Source organism: Aeromonas sp. ASNIH4, from assembly GCF_002934425.1.
Lineage (GTDB): Bacteria > Pseudomonadota > Gammaproteobacteria > Enterobacterales > Aeromonadaceae > Aeromonas > Aeromonas hydrophila.
Genome location: NZ_CP026217.1, coordinates 2,922,382 through 2,939,541 on the forward strand (window position 1 = coordinate 2,922,382; position 17,160 = coordinate 2,939,541).

A 17,160-nucleotide genomic window follows, 5' to 3' on the forward strand; every position below is an offset into this window, starting at 1 on the left:
CTCAAGCACACCCGAAGGGCTCAGAGCTCGAGGATCTCTTTGACAAAGGGGATGGTCAGCTTGCGCTTGGCGCGAAAGGAGGCGTTGTCGAGCTGATTGAGAGTGGTGAGCAGGGTGCGCATGTCGCGCGAGAGGCGGTTGAGCAGGAAGCGGCCCACGTCGATGGGCAGTTTGAAGCCCCGCAGCTCGGCACGCAGCTGCAGGGCACTGAGCTTGCCTTCATCGTCCAGCTCGTCGAGGTGGAAGCTCACTCCCCAGTCCAGCCGGGAAGCGAGATCCGGCAGTTGCAGCCCCAGTTTGCGCGGCGCGCTGCAACCGGTCACCACCAGGGTACCCTCGCCCTTCTCCTGCCAGCGGTTGTAAAAATCGAACAGGGCCCGCTCCCACAGCGCATTGCCGGCGATCGCCTCCAGGCTGTCGAGGCAGACCAGCGGCAGGCTTTCGAGGGCGTCGAGCATGCTGGGATCCAGCTGTTCGAACTGATCGAGGGAGAGATAAGCGGCTGCGGCGTCGCGGGCATTGACCTCGGCGCAGGTGGCGTGCAGCAGGTGGGAGCGGCCCGATCCCTTGGCCCCCCAGAAATAGAGGAAAGGTGAGCCCTGACCAATGGCCGCATTTTTGAGGGCGGTGATCAGATGAGCATTGTTGCCGGGATAAAAACTGACGAAGGTTTCATCATCCGGTAGTTGTACGGCTAAAGACAGTTGGGCCGGTTGCTTCACTCGTTGGGCTTTGACTGTGACATTTGCGGGCAAGTGTATCATCGCCAAGGCGGATAGAGAACCGCCCGGACGATGCCGGGCGGTGTGGATCCTCATAAAGGATCCAGGCTGCGACCATTGCTAACGAAAGCGGCTACTCCTTGGCCGGCGCGAAAAACCGCACCCTGGGCCCACGCTGGTTGTGCCCGGCCAGCCGGTCAGGATCCTCGCCAGGATCAGGGCTGCGACCATTGATAGCTCAGCCCCTCTGGGGTATCCGCCAGCTGGTGCAGCCGGCTCTCCAGCTGCAGCCCGCGGATGAGCTCGGCCTTGTCCCCTTGCAGGCTCAGGTTGAAGGTCACCTTGTCCCCCTCCAGTTTGCCAATCTCCACCTTGGTCACGCTGGCCATCCCCTGCAACATCTTCTGCACCGTGATCATGCCGTCGATGCCGGACAACCCCTCCACCACCAGTGTCTGGTTGGAGGCGACACCCGAGATGCGTGCCCCGTAGTTCTGCACCAGCCAACCTGCCAGGGCATCGGCGAACGTCTGCGCCACCTTGGCCTGGGTGCCGGAGCCCTCGCCCTTGGTCAGTTCGCTCAGCTCACCGCCCGCTTTGGGGCCGTAGAGTCCCCAGTCGATGCTCCACTTGTCGCCTTCAGGGGTCAGCTTGCCCAGCACCACCATCTCGGCGCCATAACGCTGGCTCGCCTTGAGGATGGGGTCGGCGAAGCGGCCCCAGACGTCGGTGGCGTTGACCGCCATGTTGTCGTCCAAGTCCATCAGCGGAATGCTGACCGGCAGCCCCATGGCCTGGGCCTGGGTACGCAAGGCGGCAGCCCAGCCATCGCTGGACTGATCCGGCAGAATGCGCCGCTCCCCTTCATTGATCACCAGCCAGATGGCCACTTGTGGCCGAGCCGGCCCCAGCAGGGCGAACTTGCTCTCGGCCACCAGGGCATTGACCTTGGCCACGTCGAAATCGGCCTTGAGAAACTTTACCGGCCCCACGTCCTGATAACCGTAGTGCTGCACGAATTCGCCGGGGGCCGTCAGTGCCTTGACCACTGCCGGCTGAGTGAGGATGTCGCGCTTGCCGGTCACCTTGATCAGCACCTCGCCCAGGGCCTGGGACTGAGCCGCCGCCATGTCGCCGCTGGTGGGCGCCTTGCCCTGATAGAGATCGGTCACCTGGGCGGCCGACACCATGAATGACAAGCCGCAGCAGAGGGCGGTCACAACACGTTTGAGCATGAGAGGAGTCTCGAAATGGGAGATGGTGCTTATGGTAGCGGCAAGGCGCGCATGGCAGCAAGCCGGGGCGGGAGAAACAGCGGAGCCGGCGGGATGCCGGCTCCGTTTGCGCGCCAGCTGGCGCGCGATGAGGCGATCGAGGCTTACTTGGTGCCGAAGATCTTGTCGCCGGCGTCGCCCAGACCCGGGACAATGTAGCCTTTCTCGTTCAGACCCTGGTCGATGGAGGCACAGAACAGCTCCACGTCCGGGTGAGCGGCTTCCAGCGCCTTGATGCCTTCCGGCGCGGCAACCAGCACCAGCACCTTGATGGACTGGCAGCCCTTCTTCTTGAGCAGGTCGATGGTGGCGATCATGGAGCCGCCGGTGGCCAGCATGGGGTCGATGACCAGCGCCAGACGCTCTTCGATGTTGCTGACGATCTTCTCGAAGTAGGGAACCGGCTGCAGGGTCTCTTCGTCGCGGTAGATACCGACCACGCTGACGCGGGCGCTCGGCATGTGCTCCAGCACGCCATCCATCATGCCAAGACCAGCACGCAGGATAGGCACCACGGTGACCTTCTTGCCCTTGATCTGGTCAACTTCCACTGGCCCATTCCAGCCATCGATGGTAACCTTCTCGGTTTCGAAGTCAGAGGTCGCTTCGTAGGTCAACAAACTGCCCACTTCCTTGGCCAGTTCACGGAAACGCTTGGTGCTGATATCGCCTTCACGCATCAGACCGATCTTGTGCTTGACCAGGGGGTGTTTGACTTCAACGACTTTCATTATTATCTCCTCTAACTGCCGCAAAAAAATCGCGGAATCATACAACAAAAGCCGCCGCTTGTAGAGCATTTCCGCGCAAAAACGCGCAAACGATTTCCTTTCTGGTTTTTCACCGCCACTGTTAGAATACGCCCCGAATTTTACCCTCCACTTCTTTATATGACGGGGAATACGCGTGACTGACAAAACCTCACTGAGCTACAAGGATGCTGGCGTGGATATCGATGCCGGCAATGCACTGGTTGAACGTATCAAGGGCGTGTCAAAGCGCACTCGTCGTCCTGAAGTCCTTGGTGGTCTTGGCGGCTTTGGGGCCTTGTGTCAAATCCCTGCGGGCTACAAGGAGCCGGTGCTGGTCTCCGGCACCGACGGGGTGGGCACCAAGCTGCGCCTCGCCATCGACCTGAAGAAGCACGACACCGTCGGCATCGATCTGGTGGCTATGTGCGTCAATGACCTGATAGTGCAGGGCGCTGAGCCCCTCTTCTTCCTCGACTACTATGCCACCGGCAAGCTGGACGTCGACACCGCCGCGGCCGTGGTCACCGGCATCGGTGCCGGCTGCGAGCAGTCCGGTTGCGCCCTGGTGGGCGGCGAAACCGCCGAGATGCCGGGCATGTATGAAGGGGAAGACTACGACATCGCCGGTTTCTGCGTCGGTGTGGTGGAGAAGAGCGAGATCATCGACGGCAGCAAGGTCGGCGAAGGGGATGCCCTGATCGCCCTGGCCGCCAGCGGCCCCCACTCCAACGGCTTCTCGCTGGTACGCAAGATCCTGGAAGTCTCCAAGGCCGACGTGCAGCAGCCGCTGGGTGACACCACCCTGGCCAACGCCCTGCTGGAGCCGACCCGCATCTACGTGAAACCCGTGCTCAAGCTCATCAAGGAGTGCGAGATCCACGCCCTGTCCCACATCACCGGTGGTGGCTTCTGGGAGAACATCCCGCGCGTGCTGCCCGCCAACACCCAGGCGGTGATCGACGAGCAGAGCTGGCAGTGGCCGGCGGTGTTCAGCTGGCTGCAGCAGGCCGGCAACGTCACCCGCCACGAGATGTACCGCACCTTCAACTGCGGCGTTGGCATGATCATCGCCCTGCCGGCGGATCAGCTGGAAAAAGCGCTGACCCTGCTCAAGGCCGAAGGCGAGAACGCCTGGCATATCGGCCATATCGCCAAGGCGGCCGATGGTGAGGAGCAGGTCATCATTCAATGAATGACCGGATCAACAGCCAAATGACCTCCCCCATGAAACGCATCCTGGTGCTGATCTCCGGCAACGGCAGCAACCTGCAGACCATCCTCGACGGCTGTGCCGGCGGCAAGATTGCCGGTGAGGTGGTCGGCGTCATCAGCAACAAGGCCGATGCCTATGGTCTGGTGCGTGCCAAAGAGGCGGGGGTGGCCACCGCCATCCTCGCCCAGCAGCAGTTTGCCAGCCGGGAGGAGTATGACGCGGCCCTGCTGGCGCTGATGGCGGACTATCAGCCCGATCTGGTGGTGCTGGCCGGGTTTATGCGGATCCTGAGTGCCGACCTGGTGAGGCATTTTGCCGGGCGGATGATCAACATCCACCCCTCCCTGCTGCCCAAGTACCAGGGGCTGCACACCCACCAGCGCGCTATTGATGCTGGTGATAGCGAGCATGGCGCCAGCGTCCACTTCGTCACCGAAGAGCTGGATGGCGGCCCGGTGATCCTGCAGGCCCGCGTCCCCATCTTCGAAGGGGATGAGGCCGATGAGGTGGCAGCCCGGGTACAGGTGCAGGAGCACAGCATCTACCCGCTGGTGGTGCAGTGGTTCTGTGAAGGGCGCTTGCAGATGCGAGCAGGGTCTGCCTTGCTCGATGGCAAGCAGCTTGGCCCGGCAGGCTATGCCAGCGAGTAACCGCTAACCGCAGTAATAAAATGCAACAAGGGAGGCCCAGGCCTCCCTTGTCATTTCTATCTACCAGCGCACTTGCTGTCATCACGTCCGATTACGCCGCTATGCGGCTAATCAAACCTACACCGGATTGTCGATATCGATAAAGGTCACATCCAACCCGTGCACCGTCGCCAGCCACTCCCCCAGCGCCTTGACACCGTAACGCTCGGTGGCATGGTGGCCGGCGGCGTAGAAGTGCATGCCCATCTCGCGGGCGGTGTGGATGGTCTGCTCGGAGGCTTCGCCGGAGATGAAGGCATCGATGCCCTGCTCCGCCGCCAGATTGATGTAGCTCTGGCCGCCGCCGGTGCACCAGGCCACCGAGCGGATAAGCTCGGGGCCGCTGTCGCCACAATGAAGCGGCTCACGGCCGAGCCGCTCGGCAATGAGCTTGGCAAAGTCAGACCCGCTCATGGGCTCTTCCAGCTTGCCCACCATGGCGACGCTCTTGCTGTTCCAGGGCTCGAGGCCACGACGCACCTTGATGTCGAGCAGCTTGGCGAGCTGGGCGTTGTTGCCCACCTCGGGATGCACGTCCAGCGGCAGGTGGTAGGCAAACAGGTTGATGTCGTGGGTCAAGAGGGTCTTGATGCGGCGCTGTTTCATGCCGGTGATCTGGGCCGGTTCACCACTCCAGAAGTAGCCGTGATGAACCAGGATGGCGTCAGCATCGGCGGCCACGGCCGCATCGATCAGGGCCTGGCTGGCGGTGACGCCGGTCACCACCTTGCGAATGCGCTCACGCCCCTCCACCTGCAGGCCATTGGGGCAGTAATCCTTGATGGCATGCGGTTCGAGCAGATGGTTGAGTACGGTTTCGAGTTTTCGATGAGAGATCATAGGGGTCCCTTATAAAGGCGCCGACCCTGTGCTGCGATGCAGACAGGAATCGGGCTCATAACGCCGAGGCCCCATGATAATCGAGGCCGGCCGCCAAGACCATGATGCCTCCCGCACTGCTGCCCATGGCAGGGCCTGGAATGGCTTCAGGCTGGCAGGTCGATCCCCGCCTCGCGCATCTGGGCCAGCTTGTAGCGCAGGGTGCGCGGGCTGATGCCGAGCCGGTCGGCCACCGCCTTGCGGCTGCCGTTGCAATCCTGCAGGGTGTCGAGAATGATCTGGTGCTCCTGCTGCTTGAGCTCGCTGCCCAGGTGTTCGCTGCCGCTGCTGCGCTCACTGCCGACAAGGCGGATCTCTTCTTCCTCTACCTCTTCCAGGATGAGGTGCTCGCAGCCGATGAGGCCGTCGGGGCTCAGAATCAGGGCCCGCTGCACCACGTTGTCGAGCTCGCGCACGTTGCCGGGCCAGGGGTGAGCCAGCAGCCGCTCGCGAGCGGGTTCTGTGAGCTGCGGCGTCGGCAGTCCCTGCTGACCGGCATGCAGCGCCAGCAGGTGCTCCGCCAGCGGCAGTATGTCACCAGGACGCTCCCACAGCGCCGTCCAGCGCAGCGGGAAGACATTGAGGCGGTAGTAGAGATCCTCGCGAAACAGGCCGTCCTGCACCGCTTTTTTCAGATCCCGGTTGCTGGTGGCGATGACCCGCACGTCGAGCGGGATCATCTTGCGGCTGCCAAGCCGCTCCACCTCTTTCTCCTGCAGCACCCGCAGCAGCTTGGCCTGCAGCCCCAGATCCATCTCGGTGATCTCGTCGAGCAGCAAAGTGCCACCCTGGGCCTGCTCGAACTTGCCGGGGCAGCCCTGTACCGCGCCGGTAAAGGCCCCCTTCTCATAGCCGAACAGGGTCGCCTCCAGCATGTTTTCCGGAATGGCGGCGCAGTTGATGGCGACGAACGTCTGCTCGGCGCGGCTGGAGTTGTCGTGGATGTAGCGGGCCAGCACCTCTTTGCCCGTCCCGCTCGGACCGGTCACCATCACGGTGGCCTCGCTTCTGGCCACCCGGGTCGCCAGCTGGAACAGCTCGGCGGTCTTGGGATCGCCATAGACCACGGCCCGCTTCTCCACCTTCTGGGCCGGCACATAGCGGCTGACCTGATTGAGCAGCACCTCGGGCGAGAAGGGCTTGGCCAGGTAATCGATGGCGCCTTCTCGCATGGCGCGCACCGCACCGTCGATGTTGGCGTAGGCGGTCATCAAGAGCACCGGCACCTGGGGATATTGCTGACGAATGTTGGCCAGCAGGGTCAGGCCATCCATGCCCCCCATCTGGATATCCGAGATCACCATGTCGAAACTCTGGCGCGACAGGGCCAGCAAAGCCCGCTCGCCACTGTCCACCTCGCGGCACTCATAGCCGCCGAGCAACAGGGTATCCACCAGCGCTTCGCGCAGGCCATTGTCATCTTCCACTACCAGGATCCGGGCCTGAGTCATGCTACACCTCCCACCACAGCCAACCTGGCCGCTGCAATATTCATTTCCACGAGCCTGACGCTCATGCTACACCCCCCAGCTGCACCGCTTGCTGGTGCAGGGGGAACGACAGGGTAAAACAGGTTCCCTCGCCGGGTACCGAGGCCACACTGACCTCGCCCTGATGGGCACGGACCACGGATTGCACCACCGCCAGCCCAAGGCCGGTGCCCTGGGAGCGGGTGGTGAAGAAGGGTTCGAAAATCTGGCTCAGCAGGTGAGCGGGCATCCCCTTGCCGTTGTCGAGAATGCGCAGCTCCACCCGGGGGCCGCTGCGCACGGCGCTCACCAGAAGCGACGTGGCGCCGGCCTGCTGGGCATTGGCGATGAGGTTGTTGACCGCACCCGCCAATGCGCTGCTGTTGGCCAGCAGGCAGAGATCGGGCTCCGGCGCCTCCATGTGCAGCTCACAGCCCTGCTGGCTGCAAAACGCCTCGGCGCCGGCCTGCACCTCGGCCAGCAACCCCTGCACCGACGTCGGGGTCACCACCTGGTTGTCGCCGTTGCGGGCAAACAGCAGGATGTCGCTGATCTGCTTTTCGAGATCCTGCAGACGTGCCATCAGCTTTTGCTGGAACTGGCTGCGGGATTCGGGTTTGAGGGTGCGGTTGGCCAGGTTGGCCGCATAGAGCATGGCGGCGGAGAGCGGCGTGCGGATCTGGTGGGCCAGCGAGGCGGCCATGTTGCCAAGGGCGGACAACCGCTTCATGTGGTTGATGCGATCTTGCAGCTGGCGGGTTTCGGTCAGATCGTTGATGAACACCAGCTGGCCCGGCTGATCCGGCAGCGGCTGGGTCGAGAGCTGAACCCTACGCCCATCGCGCAGGGAAATCTCGTGGCCATCATCCTCGCGGGGCTGGAAACAGCGGTCGATGATCTGGCGCCAGGCCTGGCCTTCCAGCGGCTCCCCCAGCAGCGCCTTGGCGGCCGGGTTGGCGCGGGTGATCCGGCCCTCGCCGTCGAGCAGCAAAACACCGGTGGGCAGCGCCGTGAAGATGGCGTAAAGCTGGCTCACCTCGTGAGACTGGAGCGGGGTATCCTGCGGCTGGGCTGTCATAAAGCTGACCTCAAACTGGCGACTGAGTCAGCTTATTCAATTTCCATGCCACTAAAATTCACATATAAAATCAAAGCCTTGAAGCTAGGCGTCAAGGCTTTGACCCTTATGCTTCCTTGCTCATCCCGTATTTTTTCATCTTCTCCACCAGGGTGGTACGGCGCATGCCGAGCAGGTCGGCAGCGCGGGCCACCACCCCGTCCTGGGACTCCAGCGCCTGGCGGATCAGCTCCACCTCGAGGTCGGCCAGCATCTCCTTGAGGTTGACCCCCTCTTCCGGCAGCTGCATGGCGCGGGTGTGGCTGGCGGGCAGATCCAGCTCGGGCGGATCCTGGAACACCGCGGCCAGTGCATCGCGCTCGTCCATCTCGGTCAGCCGCTCGTCCCGCGGCTCGCACGGCAGCAACCGGTAGCGGCTCGGCAAGTCAGCCACGTCGACGATCTGCTGCGGGTAGAGGATGAGCAGCCGCTCCAGCAGGTTGGAGAGCTCGCGCACGTTGCCGGGCCAGGGGTACTGCATCAGGGACTCCATGGCGCGCTGGGTCAGGCGGATCATCCCCTGATGCAGCTCGGCATGGCGATTGAGCAGCTCCTGCAGCAGCAGCGGGATGTCGTCGGCCCGATCCCGCAGTGGTGGGGTCTCGATGGGGAAGACATTGAGGCGATAGTAGAGATCTTCGCGAAAACCCTGGGTACGGATCATGGCTTCCAGATCCCGGTGGGTGGCCGCGATGATGCGCACATCCGCCTGGATGGGCTTGCCGCCGCCAACCCGATCAAACAACCGCTCCTGCAGCACCCGCAGCAGTTTGACCTGCATCGGCAGCGGCATGTCGCCGATCTCGTCGAGAAACAGGGTGCCCCCCTGTGCCAGCTCGAAGCGGCCGCGCCGGGCCGCGATGGCGCCGGTGAAGGCCCCCTTCTCGTGGCCGAACAGTTCGCTTTCCAGCAGCTCAGCCGGAATGGCACCGCAGTTGATGGGCACGAAGGGGCCCTGGCTTCGGCCGGACAGCTCATGGATGGCGCGGGCCACCACCTCCTTGCCGGTACCCGATTCGCCGAGGATCAGCACGTTGGCATCGGTCTCTGCCACCTGGCTGATGAGCCGACGCACCTCCTGGATCCCCTTGCCCTTGCCCACCAGCAGCCGCAGCAGCGCCTGCCCCTTGTCGTGGGTCTGCTGACGAGGATGGAGGGAGACGAAGGCCTGGCAAAAGTGCAGATGGCGGGTCAGGGATTCGTAGGTGAAGGGGGCCTCGGCCACCCCGATGAAGTTGCTGTTGGGGAAGTCGGCCTCCACCAGTGACAGGAAAGGCACCCGGGGGAATCCGGTCAGCAGCTCGCCCAGCGGGCGGCCGTTGAGGGAACCGGTCAGCACCCCCTGCAATGGGCCGGATGACTCGATGGCCACATCCAGATCGCCCTCGGCAACGTCCTGCCAGGGGATCCCCATGAACGAGAGAACTGTCCCCAACTGTTGGCGCCGCTGCGCATCGGCGTCAACAATCAACACTCCCATTGCCATCATATCCATCCCTCTATTCTCGACGTAACTTATTGTTTTATTGTGCTTATGTGGTCAAACCACGCACTTTATGCAGGATGCACAAAGTGCCAAAATTCCGACGCATTGTCAAAATTTGTCGCATTTCACCTAAGTTTATCGACCCAACGGCGCAATAAGATAAATTTTGTCGCCTCTTTTTTTGGGTACGGTGGGCAGACAGCGGGCAAACAAGAGAGGCAGGAACACGAGCAGGTGCGCCTGTTTGCGGCCGGCAGCAGGCCGCAAACAGGCGGTGGGGATCAATGGCGGGCGTGAGTATGGGGGGCGGCGTAGCGACATTCAGGGAAGCGGCTGCAGGCCAGGAACAGCCGGCCCGCATGGGGGCCCTTCTTGGCTTCCCGTTCCACCAGCGGCGCATCACAGCGCGGACAGTGCGGCACCTGATGGGGATACTCGTCGTCTTCTTCATCCTCCACCTCGGCAAACAGATTCTCCACCAGCTCGGCGTCGGCCGCCGGCAGCGGCGCACTGCGCGGTGATACGATCGCCTTGATGGGGGCCACGGCCGGGGCACGACCGCCATGGCGAGGCTCTTCCACCTCGACCCGATCCAGCTGCAGGGGGCTGAAGGTGGGCTCGCGGCGATCACCTGGCAGCAGATCCTCATCCGGGGCTCGGCGGGGGGCGCTTAGCAGCGGCAGGATCTGTTCGCGCAGCTCTTCGACCTGATAATGGCTGCTTGCCGGGATCTGCAGCAGCGGCAGACCGGCGCTGTCAAAGGCGGCCTTGAGGAAACTGTCGCGCACCTTGCGCTTCTGGTGGCGATGGGAGCTGTCATCGAGCTCGATGGCGCAGATGAAGGAGAGATCGGAGGGGTGGCAGAGCAGATAGTCCACGTGCTTGGCGCTGATCTTGTTGAACGCCTGCTGCCACTTGCTCTTGCTCATGCCCGCCTCCGGCGTCAGCACATCGGCCACCCGCACCTTGGCAAAGACCCGGGCCTGGTCGCCGACCGCCAGATCCAGCACGCCGAGAAAGGAGCGCTCGGCGGGGCTGAACAGAGTCTCCTGCAGATCATAGGGCAGCGCCTTGCCCTTCTTGCCCCTGCTCCAGAAGATCGCCAGCAGCAGCAACACCAACAACACCAATCCCGATACGACAAGGCTATTCATACACGCACATCCCGTTCACAAGAGCTATCCGGTTCACAATACAAAACAGGGGCATCACTCTACCACGGTGCCGCGGGCGCAGGCAGTGCAGAAATGGCGCCAACCCCCTCTAGGCGGCGCTTTTTCGCCATATTTGCGGTGGGCGGGGCTTCATATGGCCTGTGACAGCAGGCACAATGCTACTGAGTACTCATTTTCCAAGGAGAGCAGGATGCAAAAGCAATTGGTCGTGACCGTGATAGGCGCTGACAAGCCCGGTATCGTCGAGAGTCTGGCGGACGTCATCACCCACCAGCAGGGCAACTGGCTGGCCAGCTCCATGAGCGAGCTGGCAGGACAATTTGCCGGCATCCTGCACGTCAGCGTGCCTGACGAGCACTACCGCAGCCTGTGCGAGGCGCTGGTGATGCTGCCCGGCCTCACAGTCAGCTTCGCCGAAGGCCAGCTCAGCCAGGAGCCGGAACGGCAGGTGATGGTCAGTGTCACCGGCAACGACCGGGCCGGCATCGTCCACGAGGTGGCCAGCATCCTGCGTCAGCTCAACATCAACGTGGCCGACCTCACCACCGGCTGCGAACCGGCCCCCCACTCCGGCGCCCCGCTCTTCTACGCCCACGCCCTGGTGGCGCTGCCGCCCCGACTCGAACTGGGGGATCTCATCAGCGCGCTGGAGTCGCTGTCGGACGATCTGGTGGTCGACATCGATCAGGCCATCATCGACTGAGCGGATGGTCATCAATCTGTCATATTTCCACGCCATAACTGCCGCGCAGACGCGACCTGACCACAGAGGCATCACATGAGCACCGACAAGCAGTATGAAGAGAAGGAGCTGAGTTGGCTCTCATTCAATGAACGGGTGTTGCAAGAGGCAATGGACAAGACGGTCCCGCTCATCGAGCGGGTCCGCTTCCTTGGGATCTTCTCCTCCAACCAGGACGAGTTCTTTAAAGTGCGGGTATCGGACGTCAAGCGCCGCATCCTGATCAACGAAGTGCACGGCGGCGACGACGAGGCCAAGGTGCTGCTGCGCGCCATCCAGCAGAAGGTAATGGCGCTCGGCGAGGCGTTCGACAACACCTACAAGGAGCTGTTGATAGCGCTCGCCCGCCACAACATCTTCCTGGTCAACGAGTACCAGCTCTCCGAGTCCATCCAGCAGTGGCTGCGGGTCTTCTTCAAGGAGAAGGTGCTGCGCCACATCATCCCGATCCTGCTCAACAAAGAGGTCAACCCGGTCAAGTTCCTGAAAGACGAGTACACCTATCTGGCCATCGAGATGAAGAAGAACGGCCAGGTGATCCAGTACGCGCTGGTGGAGGTACCGACCGACGATCTGCCCCGCTTCTTCCAGCTGCCACCCGAGGGCACCCGTCGCAAGAAACAGATCATCATCCTCGACAACGTCATCCGCTTCTGTCTCGACGAGATCTTCAAGGGTTTCTTCGACTACGACGAGATAGCCGCCTACGCGGTCAAGCTGACCCGGGATGCCGAATACGATCTCTCCGACCAGCTGGACCTGAGCCTGGTAGACAAGATGAGTGATGGCTTGAAGCAGCGACTCACCGCCATGCCGGTGCGCTTCGTCTACGAGCGGGAGATGCCGGCGGCCATGATCAGCTTCTTGAAGCTCAAGCTGCAGATCAGCTCCTACGACGCCATCATGCCGGGCGGCCGTTATCACAACTTCAAGGATTTCATCGGCTTTCCCAACGTGGGCCGGGACTATCTGGAAAACCCCAAGCTGCCGGCGCTGGATTGCCGCGATTTTGATGGCTTCGTCAACGCCTTCGACGCCATCACCAAGCAGGACATACTGCTCTACTACCCGTACCACAAGTTCCACCACTTCACCGAGCTGGTGCGCCAGGCGGCGTTCGATCCGGCGGTCAGCGCCATTCGCATCAATATCTACCGGGTGGCCAAGAAGTCGCGGATCATCCACTCCCTCATCGACGCCGCCAACAACGGCAAGAAGGTGACCGTGGTGGTGGAGCTGCGCGCCCGCTTCGACGAGGCGGCCAACATCGACTGGGCCAACATCCTGACCGATGCCGGCGTCAAGGTGGTGTTCGGGGTGCCGAGCCTCAAGATCCACTCCAAGCTCTGCCTCATCACCCGCCACGAGCAGGGTGAGGCGGTGCGCTACGCCCACATCGGCACCGGCAACTTCAACGAGAAGACCGCGAAGATCTATACCGATTTCTCCCTGCTGACCCGCCACCCGGACATCACCGCCGAGGTGGAGGGGGTGTTCGAGTACATCGAATACCCCTATCGGCGCTACAAGTTCAACCACCTGCTGGTCTCCCCCATCAACAGCCGCCGCCAGCTCTACCGGCTCATCGACAACGAACTGGCCAACGCCAAGGCGGGCCAGCCCAGCGGCATCACCCTCAAGATCAACAACCTGGTGGACAGAGACCTCATCAACCGACTCTATGCCGCCGGTCAGGCCGGGGTGCCCATCCAGATGATCATCCGCGGCATGTGTGCCCTGCGTCCGGGCGTACCGGGCCTCAGCGACAACATCAGGGTGATCAGCATCATCGACCGCTTCCTCGAGCACCCGCGGGTGATGGTGTTCCACAACAAGGGCAATCCCCAGCTCTATATCTCCAGCGCCGACTGGATGAGCCGCAACATCGACGGCCGCATCGAGGTGGGCACCCCCATCTATGACGAGCGGCTCAAGCAGCGCATCCTCGACATTCTCGAGCTACAACTGAGTGACACCTGCAAGGCGCGGGTCATCGATGCCGACCAGAAGAACGAATACGTGAAGCGGGGCAACCGCCGCAAGATCCGTTCCCAGGTCGCGATTTACGACTACCTCAAACGCATAGAGTCAAACAATGGACAATAGCCTGTACGCCGCCGTCGATCTCGGCTCGAACAGCTTTCACATGGTCATCGCCCGCCTCACCGAAGGACGGCTGCAGATCGTCGATCGGATAAAAGAACGGGTGCGGCTGGCAGAGGGGATGGACGGCCAGCGCCGCATGTCTGCCGAAGCCATGACCCGGGGCCTCGACTGCCTCGCCCTGTTTGCCGAGCGGCTGACCAACATCAAGCCGGATCAGATCCGCATCGCCGGCACCTATACCCTGCGCCGTGCCAGCAACGCCCGTGAGTTCGTGAGCGAGGCGGCCAAGGTGCTCAACCATCCCATCGAGATCATCAGCGGCCAGGAAGAGGCACGCCTCATCTATCAGGGGGTCGCCCATACCCAGCACATCGAAGGCCAGGTACTGGTGGTGGACATCGGCGGCGGCAGCACCGAGCTCATCATCGGCGAGGGCTTCGATCACAAGGCGCTCACCAGCCGCAAGATGGGGTGCGTCAGCTTCACCCAGAGCTTCTTTGCCAACGGCAAGCTGAGCGAAAAAGCCTTCAACAATGCCGTGCTGGAAGCCCAGCACCAGCTCGCCCCCATCATCAACCAGTACCGCAAGCTGGGCTGGCAGAGCTGTCTCGGCAGCTCGGGCTCGATCCGCACCGTGCGCGATGTGTTGCAGGGGGAAGAGTGGACTGATGGCGCCATCACCCTGGCCGGGCTGGAGCGGCTCAAACAGGAGATGATCAGGCACAAGCGAGTCAGCGATCTCAAGCTGGCCGGCCTCACCGAGGAGCGTCAGGAGGTATTTGCCGCCGCGGTGGCCATCCTGCTCGGGCTCTTCACCTCCCTGCCCATCGAGCGGATGGACTATTCCGATGGCGCCCTGCGCGAAGGGCTGCTGTACGAGTTCGAGGAGCGCCTGCAGCACCACGACATTCGCGAACGCACCGCTCTGGCGCTCTCCACTCACTATCGCATAGACAAGCGTCAGGCTGGCCGGGTCGAACAGAGCGTGCTGACCCTGTTCGATCTGCTCAGCGGCCCCTGGGAGATGCCGGAGGAGCCCTATCGCGCCATCCTCGGCTGGGCGGCGCGGCTGCACGAGATCGGTCTTGCCATCAACTACAGCGGCATTCACCGCCACTCCGCCTACATCCTGCAGCACACCGACCTGCCCGGCTTCAACCAGGACGATCAGGCCCTGCTGGCCGCGCTGGTGCGCTTTCACCGCAAGGGGCTCAAGCTCTCCGAGCTCCCTTCCCTGCCCAACCACGACGAACAGACGGTGCTGCGCTGCATCCGCATTCTGCGCCTCGCGGTCGCCGCCCACCACAGGCGCCAGGACAACCTGCTGCCCGATTGGCATGTGCAGGCCGCCGGCGATCAGCTGGTGGTCACTCTGCCACTGGACTGGTGCGATGAGAACAAGTTGCTGATGCAGAATCTGGAGAAGGAGCACCGCTACTGTCAGGAACAGGGCTGGCCACTGCTGTTCCAACTCGGCTAACACAAAGCTACCCAGAAATAACAAAGCCGCCTCGACAGGCGGCTTTTTCATGCGGTTACCCGGTTATTGTTCGGGCAGGTTCAGATCGAGCTTGGCTTCCGGCTTGGCGCTTTCGCTCTCGGCCTTCTGCGCCGCCATCGCTTTTTTCAGTGCCCGCCGCTTTTGCAGCAAGATGAAACCGACGCCGCCCAGCAAGACCAGCAGGATGCCGACCCCACCCAGCAACCAGATCAGCCAGCCGCTGCTCTGTTTTTCCTCGAATTTCACCTGGTTGGGTACTGCAGCTGAGGCTTCAGAAGCCGCCGATGGCTCAGCCGCCAACACCGGGAAGATATTGAACGATTTCACCGGCAGCGTGACCTGGATCTCGCGGCCCAGCCGGGTCGTGCCAAACAGGGTGGCAGTCACCTCATACTGGCCGACCTCCTTGATGGCGGAGAGATCCACTTCCACCCGGGGTTCGGTTGCCACCGCATTGAACGCCATGCTGGCTCCCACCGTGTTGGTCGCCTTGCCCTCAATGACCACGGAGGCCGGATCCAGCTCATCGGCATCGATCAGGAAGGAGAGCTTGGCGCCAAACGCCTGTGAGGGAGGCGCCAGGGTATAGCTGACCGGCAACGGGTAGATCAGCACGTCCTGATAGCGAGCGCGGGAGAACACCTGATTGCCCGTGCTATACATGGCCCGGTATTTTCCCGCAGCCACATCCAGTACCGCCTCGGCTGTCATGATGCCGTCACCCGGCACCTCATCAAGCCCCTTGCCATCGTCACGATAGTGGCCGAGCACTTCGTCAACGATGGGATCTCCCTCCTGCTTGGCGTCGTTGAAACGCTGCAATCGCACCGTCATGCCAAGGTCGGTCAGGTAATAACCGGCCTTGGGCGGTGCATCGTCGATCAGCAGCCAGGACTTGAGCTTGACCCTTTCTCCCTGATAGAGCTGGGTCGGCAGTTGATCGGTTTCCAGCCTGATGTTCGACAGCAGGCGCACCCGGTTGTCCGGGTCCACCTCGCCGATGGCCTGCCAGGGGCCCGGCATGGGATCGCGGATGGTGATGAGATCCTGATCTTTGAGCGCCAGCCAGCCCACATCGGGGGGCGTCACCTTGCCCACATAGAGCTTGCTGCCGTCCGGACGCACCAGGATCACCGACGGAGTGCCCGGCTTGCGCGTCACGATGAAGGTGATCTCTTTCACCCCGTAATCGATGCGAAAGCGATTGTCGAGCAGGGGAATGTCGGAGGGGGCAAACACCTCGTTAGCCGAGGCAGTCAGCGAGGCCAATAACAGCAGGCCGCCCCATAGCTTGCTCATTGCCGCCACAGGCAGGCTCCTCCTTTTTTCTGCACCAGGTCCAGCCGCGCTTCGTGCACCGCCTCAATCTCGGCGCTGGCACGGATCACCTTGAGCGGTGGGCGATTGCTCTCCAGCCGGCGGATGCTGGTGTCCTGGTTGCTCTCATTTTCACTGCTCTCGGTAGCCAGATTCAACTTGGTCTGGCCACCCGTCATCAGCAGGTAGACGTCCGCCAGGATCTCCGCATCGAGCAAAGCCCCGTGCAGGGTACGGTGGGAGTTGTCGATGCCGTAGCGATCGCACAGCACGTCGAGGTTGTTGCGCTTGCCCGGGAACAGGTCCCGCGCCATCGCCAAGGTATCCGTGATGCCGCAGATGTCGGCAGTCTTGAAATTGAGGCCGAGCTTGCCGAACTCATAGTCCATGAAGCTCACGTCAAACGGCGCGTTATGTGCAATCAGCTCGGCACCGCGGATGAACTCGATGAACTCGTCGGCGATCTGGCTGAACGACGGCTTGTCACGCAGGAACTCGTCGGTGATGCCGTGCACCTGGATGGCCTCGGGGTCCACCAGCCGATCCGGCTTGATGTAGACGTGGAAGTGGTTACCGGTCAGCTTGCGGTTGATCACCTCCACACAGCCGATCTCGATGATGCGGTGTCCCAGATAGACGGGGCCACCGGCGGTGTTCATACCTGTGGTTTCAGTATCCAGAATGATCTGGCGATTCAGTTGGGGTGTGTTCATGATCC

General features: G+C 62.3%; 15 protein-coding genes. 5 read left to right on the forward strand and 10 right to left on the reverse strand.

The window, feature by feature from the left end:
- Positions 1 to 20: 20 nt before the first annotated feature.
- The 3 genes from hda to upp all read right to left on the reverse strand — a co-directional run bounded on the left by hda (position 21) and on the right by upp (position 2,727).
- Positions 21 to 722: a DnaA inactivator Hda gene (gene hda, locus C2U40_RS13405; protein ID WP_016351307.1), complete on the reverse strand. Its 702-nt coding sequence runs from the start codon at positions 720 to 722 to the stop codon at positions 21 to 23.
- 215 nt (positions 723 to 937) lie between these two features.
- A complete protein-coding gene (locus tag C2U40_RS13410; protein ID WP_103828311.1) occupies positions 938 to 1,957 on the reverse strand; it encodes a DUF2066 domain-containing protein in 1,020 nt (339 codons plus the stop codon).
- Between the two features lie 143 nt (positions 1,958 to 2,100).
- A complete protein-coding gene (gene upp / locus C2U40_RS13415) occupies positions 2,101 to 2,727 on the reverse strand; it encodes a uracil phosphoribosyltransferase (protein ID WP_005302745.1) in 627 nt (208 codons plus the stop codon).
- Between the two features lie 175 nt (positions 2,728 to 2,902).
- Between upp and purM the strand changes: the two genes are divergently transcribed.
- Together purM and purN are read left to right on the forward strand one after the other, a co-directional pair.
- Positions 2,903 to 3,940 (forward strand): phosphoribosylformylglycinamidine cyclo-ligase, encoded by a 1,038-nt coding sequence (gene purM, locus C2U40_RS13420; protein ID WP_016351309.1) that lies wholly within the window; start codon positions 2,903 to 2,905, stop codon positions 3,938 to 3,940.
- Between the two features lie 32 nt (positions 3,941 to 3,972).
- Entirely contained in the window at positions 3,973 to 4,611 is a 639-nt protein-coding gene (gene purN, locus C2U40_RS13425) for a phosphoribosylglycinamide formyltransferase (protein ID WP_181014864.1), read from the forward strand.
- 117 nt (positions 4,612 to 4,728) lie between these two features.
- On the opposite strand, the gene C2U40_RS13430 is transcribed toward purN, so the two are convergent.
- The 5 genes from C2U40_RS13430 to C2U40_RS13450 all read right to left on the reverse strand — a co-directional run bounded on the left by C2U40_RS13430 (position 4,729) and on the right by C2U40_RS13450 (position 10,755).
- Positions 4,729 to 5,490, reverse strand: a complete 762-nt coding sequence (locus C2U40_RS13430; protein WP_016351311.1) for a Nif3-like dinuclear metal center hexameric protein — start codon at positions 5,488 to 5,490, stop codon at positions 4,729 to 4,731.
- A gap of 146 nt (positions 5,491 to 5,636) precedes the next feature.
- Positions 5,637 to 6,980 carry a sigma-54-dependent transcriptional regulator gene (locus C2U40_RS13435; protein WP_011706626.1) on the reverse strand — a complete coding sequence of 448 codons (1,344 nt, stop codon included), beginning with the start codon at positions 6,978 to 6,980 and terminating at the stop codon, positions 5,637 to 5,639.
- 61 nt (positions 6,981 to 7,041) lie between these two features.
- Positions 7,042 to 8,076 (reverse strand): sensor histidine kinase, encoded by a 1,035-nt coding sequence (locus tag C2U40_RS13440; protein WP_016351312.1) that lies wholly within the window; start codon positions 8,074 to 8,076, stop codon positions 7,042 to 7,044.
- 106 nt (positions 8,077 to 8,182) lie between these two features.
- Positions 8,183 to 9,604: a sigma-54 dependent transcriptional regulator gene (locus C2U40_RS13445; RefSeq protein WP_181014863.1), complete on the reverse strand. Its 1,422-nt coding sequence runs from the start codon at positions 9,602 to 9,604 to the stop codon at positions 8,183 to 8,185.
- Positions 9,605 to 9,882: 278 nt separating this feature from the next.
- Positions 9,883 to 10,755 (reverse strand): DUF2726 domain-containing protein, encoded by an 873-nt coding sequence (locus C2U40_RS13450; protein WP_181014862.1) that lies wholly within the window; start codon positions 10,753 to 10,755, stop codon positions 9,883 to 9,885.
- 211 nt (positions 10,756 to 10,966) lie between these two features.
- Between C2U40_RS13450 and C2U40_RS26540 the strand changes: the two genes are divergently transcribed.
- The 3 genes from C2U40_RS26540 (at position 10,967) to ppx (ending at position 15,104) form a co-directional block, all read left to right on the forward strand.
- Positions 10,967 to 11,479: a glycine cleavage system protein R gene (locus C2U40_RS26540; RefSeq protein ID WP_016351315.1), complete on the forward strand. Its 513-nt coding sequence runs from the start codon at positions 10,967 to 10,969 to the stop codon at positions 11,477 to 11,479.
- A gap of 75 nt (positions 11,480 to 11,554) precedes the next feature.
- The gene (gene ppk1, locus C2U40_RS13460; protein WP_016351316.1) at positions 11,555 to 13,624 is read left to right on the forward strand and encodes a polyphosphate kinase 1; all 2,070 of its coding nucleotides are present in this window, start codon (positions 11,555 to 11,557) and stop codon (positions 13,622 to 13,624) included.
- Entirely contained in the window at positions 13,614 to 15,104 is a 1,491-nt protein-coding gene (ppx, locus tag C2U40_RS13465; RefSeq protein WP_065478294.1) for an exopolyphosphatase, read from the forward strand. Before ppk1 ends, ppx begins: the two co-directional genes overlap by 11 nt.
- A 63-nt stretch (positions 15,105 to 15,167) precedes the next feature.
- Here the strand turns inward: ppx and C2U40_RS13470 are convergent, their stop codons facing one another.
- Positions 15,168 to 16,424, reverse strand: a complete 1,257-nt coding sequence (locus C2U40_RS13470) for a TIGR03503 family protein (RefSeq protein ID WP_103828308.1) — start codon at positions 16,422 to 16,424, stop codon at positions 15,168 to 15,170.
- Entirely contained in the window at positions 16,421 to 17,155 is a 735-nt protein-coding gene (gene dnaQ / locus C2U40_RS13475) for a DNA polymerase III subunit epsilon (RefSeq protein WP_011705465.1), read from the reverse strand. The genes C2U40_RS13470 and dnaQ overlap by 4 nt, the downstream gene beginning before the upstream one ends.
- Between the last annotated feature and the right edge of the window lie 5 nt (positions 17,156 to 17,160).

Bases quoted from the DNA above. Each gene is read 5' to 3' on its own strand.
- C2U40_RS13410 (WP_103828311.1), bottom strand. From the start codon at position 1,957: ATGCTCAAACGTGTTGTGACCGCCCTCTGCTGCGGCTTGTCATTCATG.
- upp (WP_005302745.1), bottom strand. From the start codon at position 2,727: ATGAAAGTCGTTGAAGTCAAACACCCCCTGGTCAAGCACAAGATCGGT.
- purN (WP_181014864.1), top strand. From the start codon at position 3,973: ATGAAACGCATCCTGGTGCTGATCTCCGGCAACGGCAGCAACCTGCAG.
- C2U40_RS13430 (WP_016351311.1), bottom strand. From the start codon at position 5,490: ATGATCTCTCATCGAAAACTCGAAACCGTACTCAACCATCTGCTCGAA.
- C2U40_RS13435 (WP_011706626.1), bottom strand. From the start codon at position 6,980: ATGACTCAGGCCCGGATCCTGGTAGTGGAAGATGACAATGGCCTGCGC.
- C2U40_RS13440 (WP_016351312.1), bottom strand. From the start codon at position 8,076: ATGACAGCCCAGCCGCAGGATACCCCGCTCCAGTCTCACGAGGTGAGC.
- C2U40_RS13445 (WP_181014863.1), bottom strand. From the start codon at position 9,604: ATGATGGCAATGGGAGTGTTGATTGTTGACGCCGATGCGCAGCGGCGC.
- C2U40_RS13450 (WP_181014862.1), bottom strand. From the start codon at position 10,755: ATGAATAGCCTTGTCGTATCGGGATTGGTGTTGTTGGTGTTGCTGCTG.
- C2U40_RS26540 (WP_016351315.1), top strand. From the start codon at position 10,967: ATGCAAAAGCAATTGGTCGTGACCGTGATAGGCGCTGACAAGCCCGGT.
- ppk1 (WP_016351316.1), top strand. From the start codon at position 11,555: ATGAGCACCGACAAGCAGTATGAAGAGAAGGAGCTGAGTTGGCTCTCA.
- ppx (WP_065478294.1), top strand. From the start codon at position 13,614: ATGGACAATAGCCTGTACGCCGCCGTCGATCTCGGCTCGAACAGCTTT.
- C2U40_RS13470 (WP_103828308.1), bottom strand. From the start codon at position 16,424: ATGAGCAAGCTATGGGGCGGCCTGCTGTTATTGGCCTCGCTGACTGCC.
- dnaQ (WP_011705465.1), bottom strand. From the start codon at position 17,155: ATGAACACACCCCAACTGAATCGCCAGATCATTCTGGATACTGAAACC.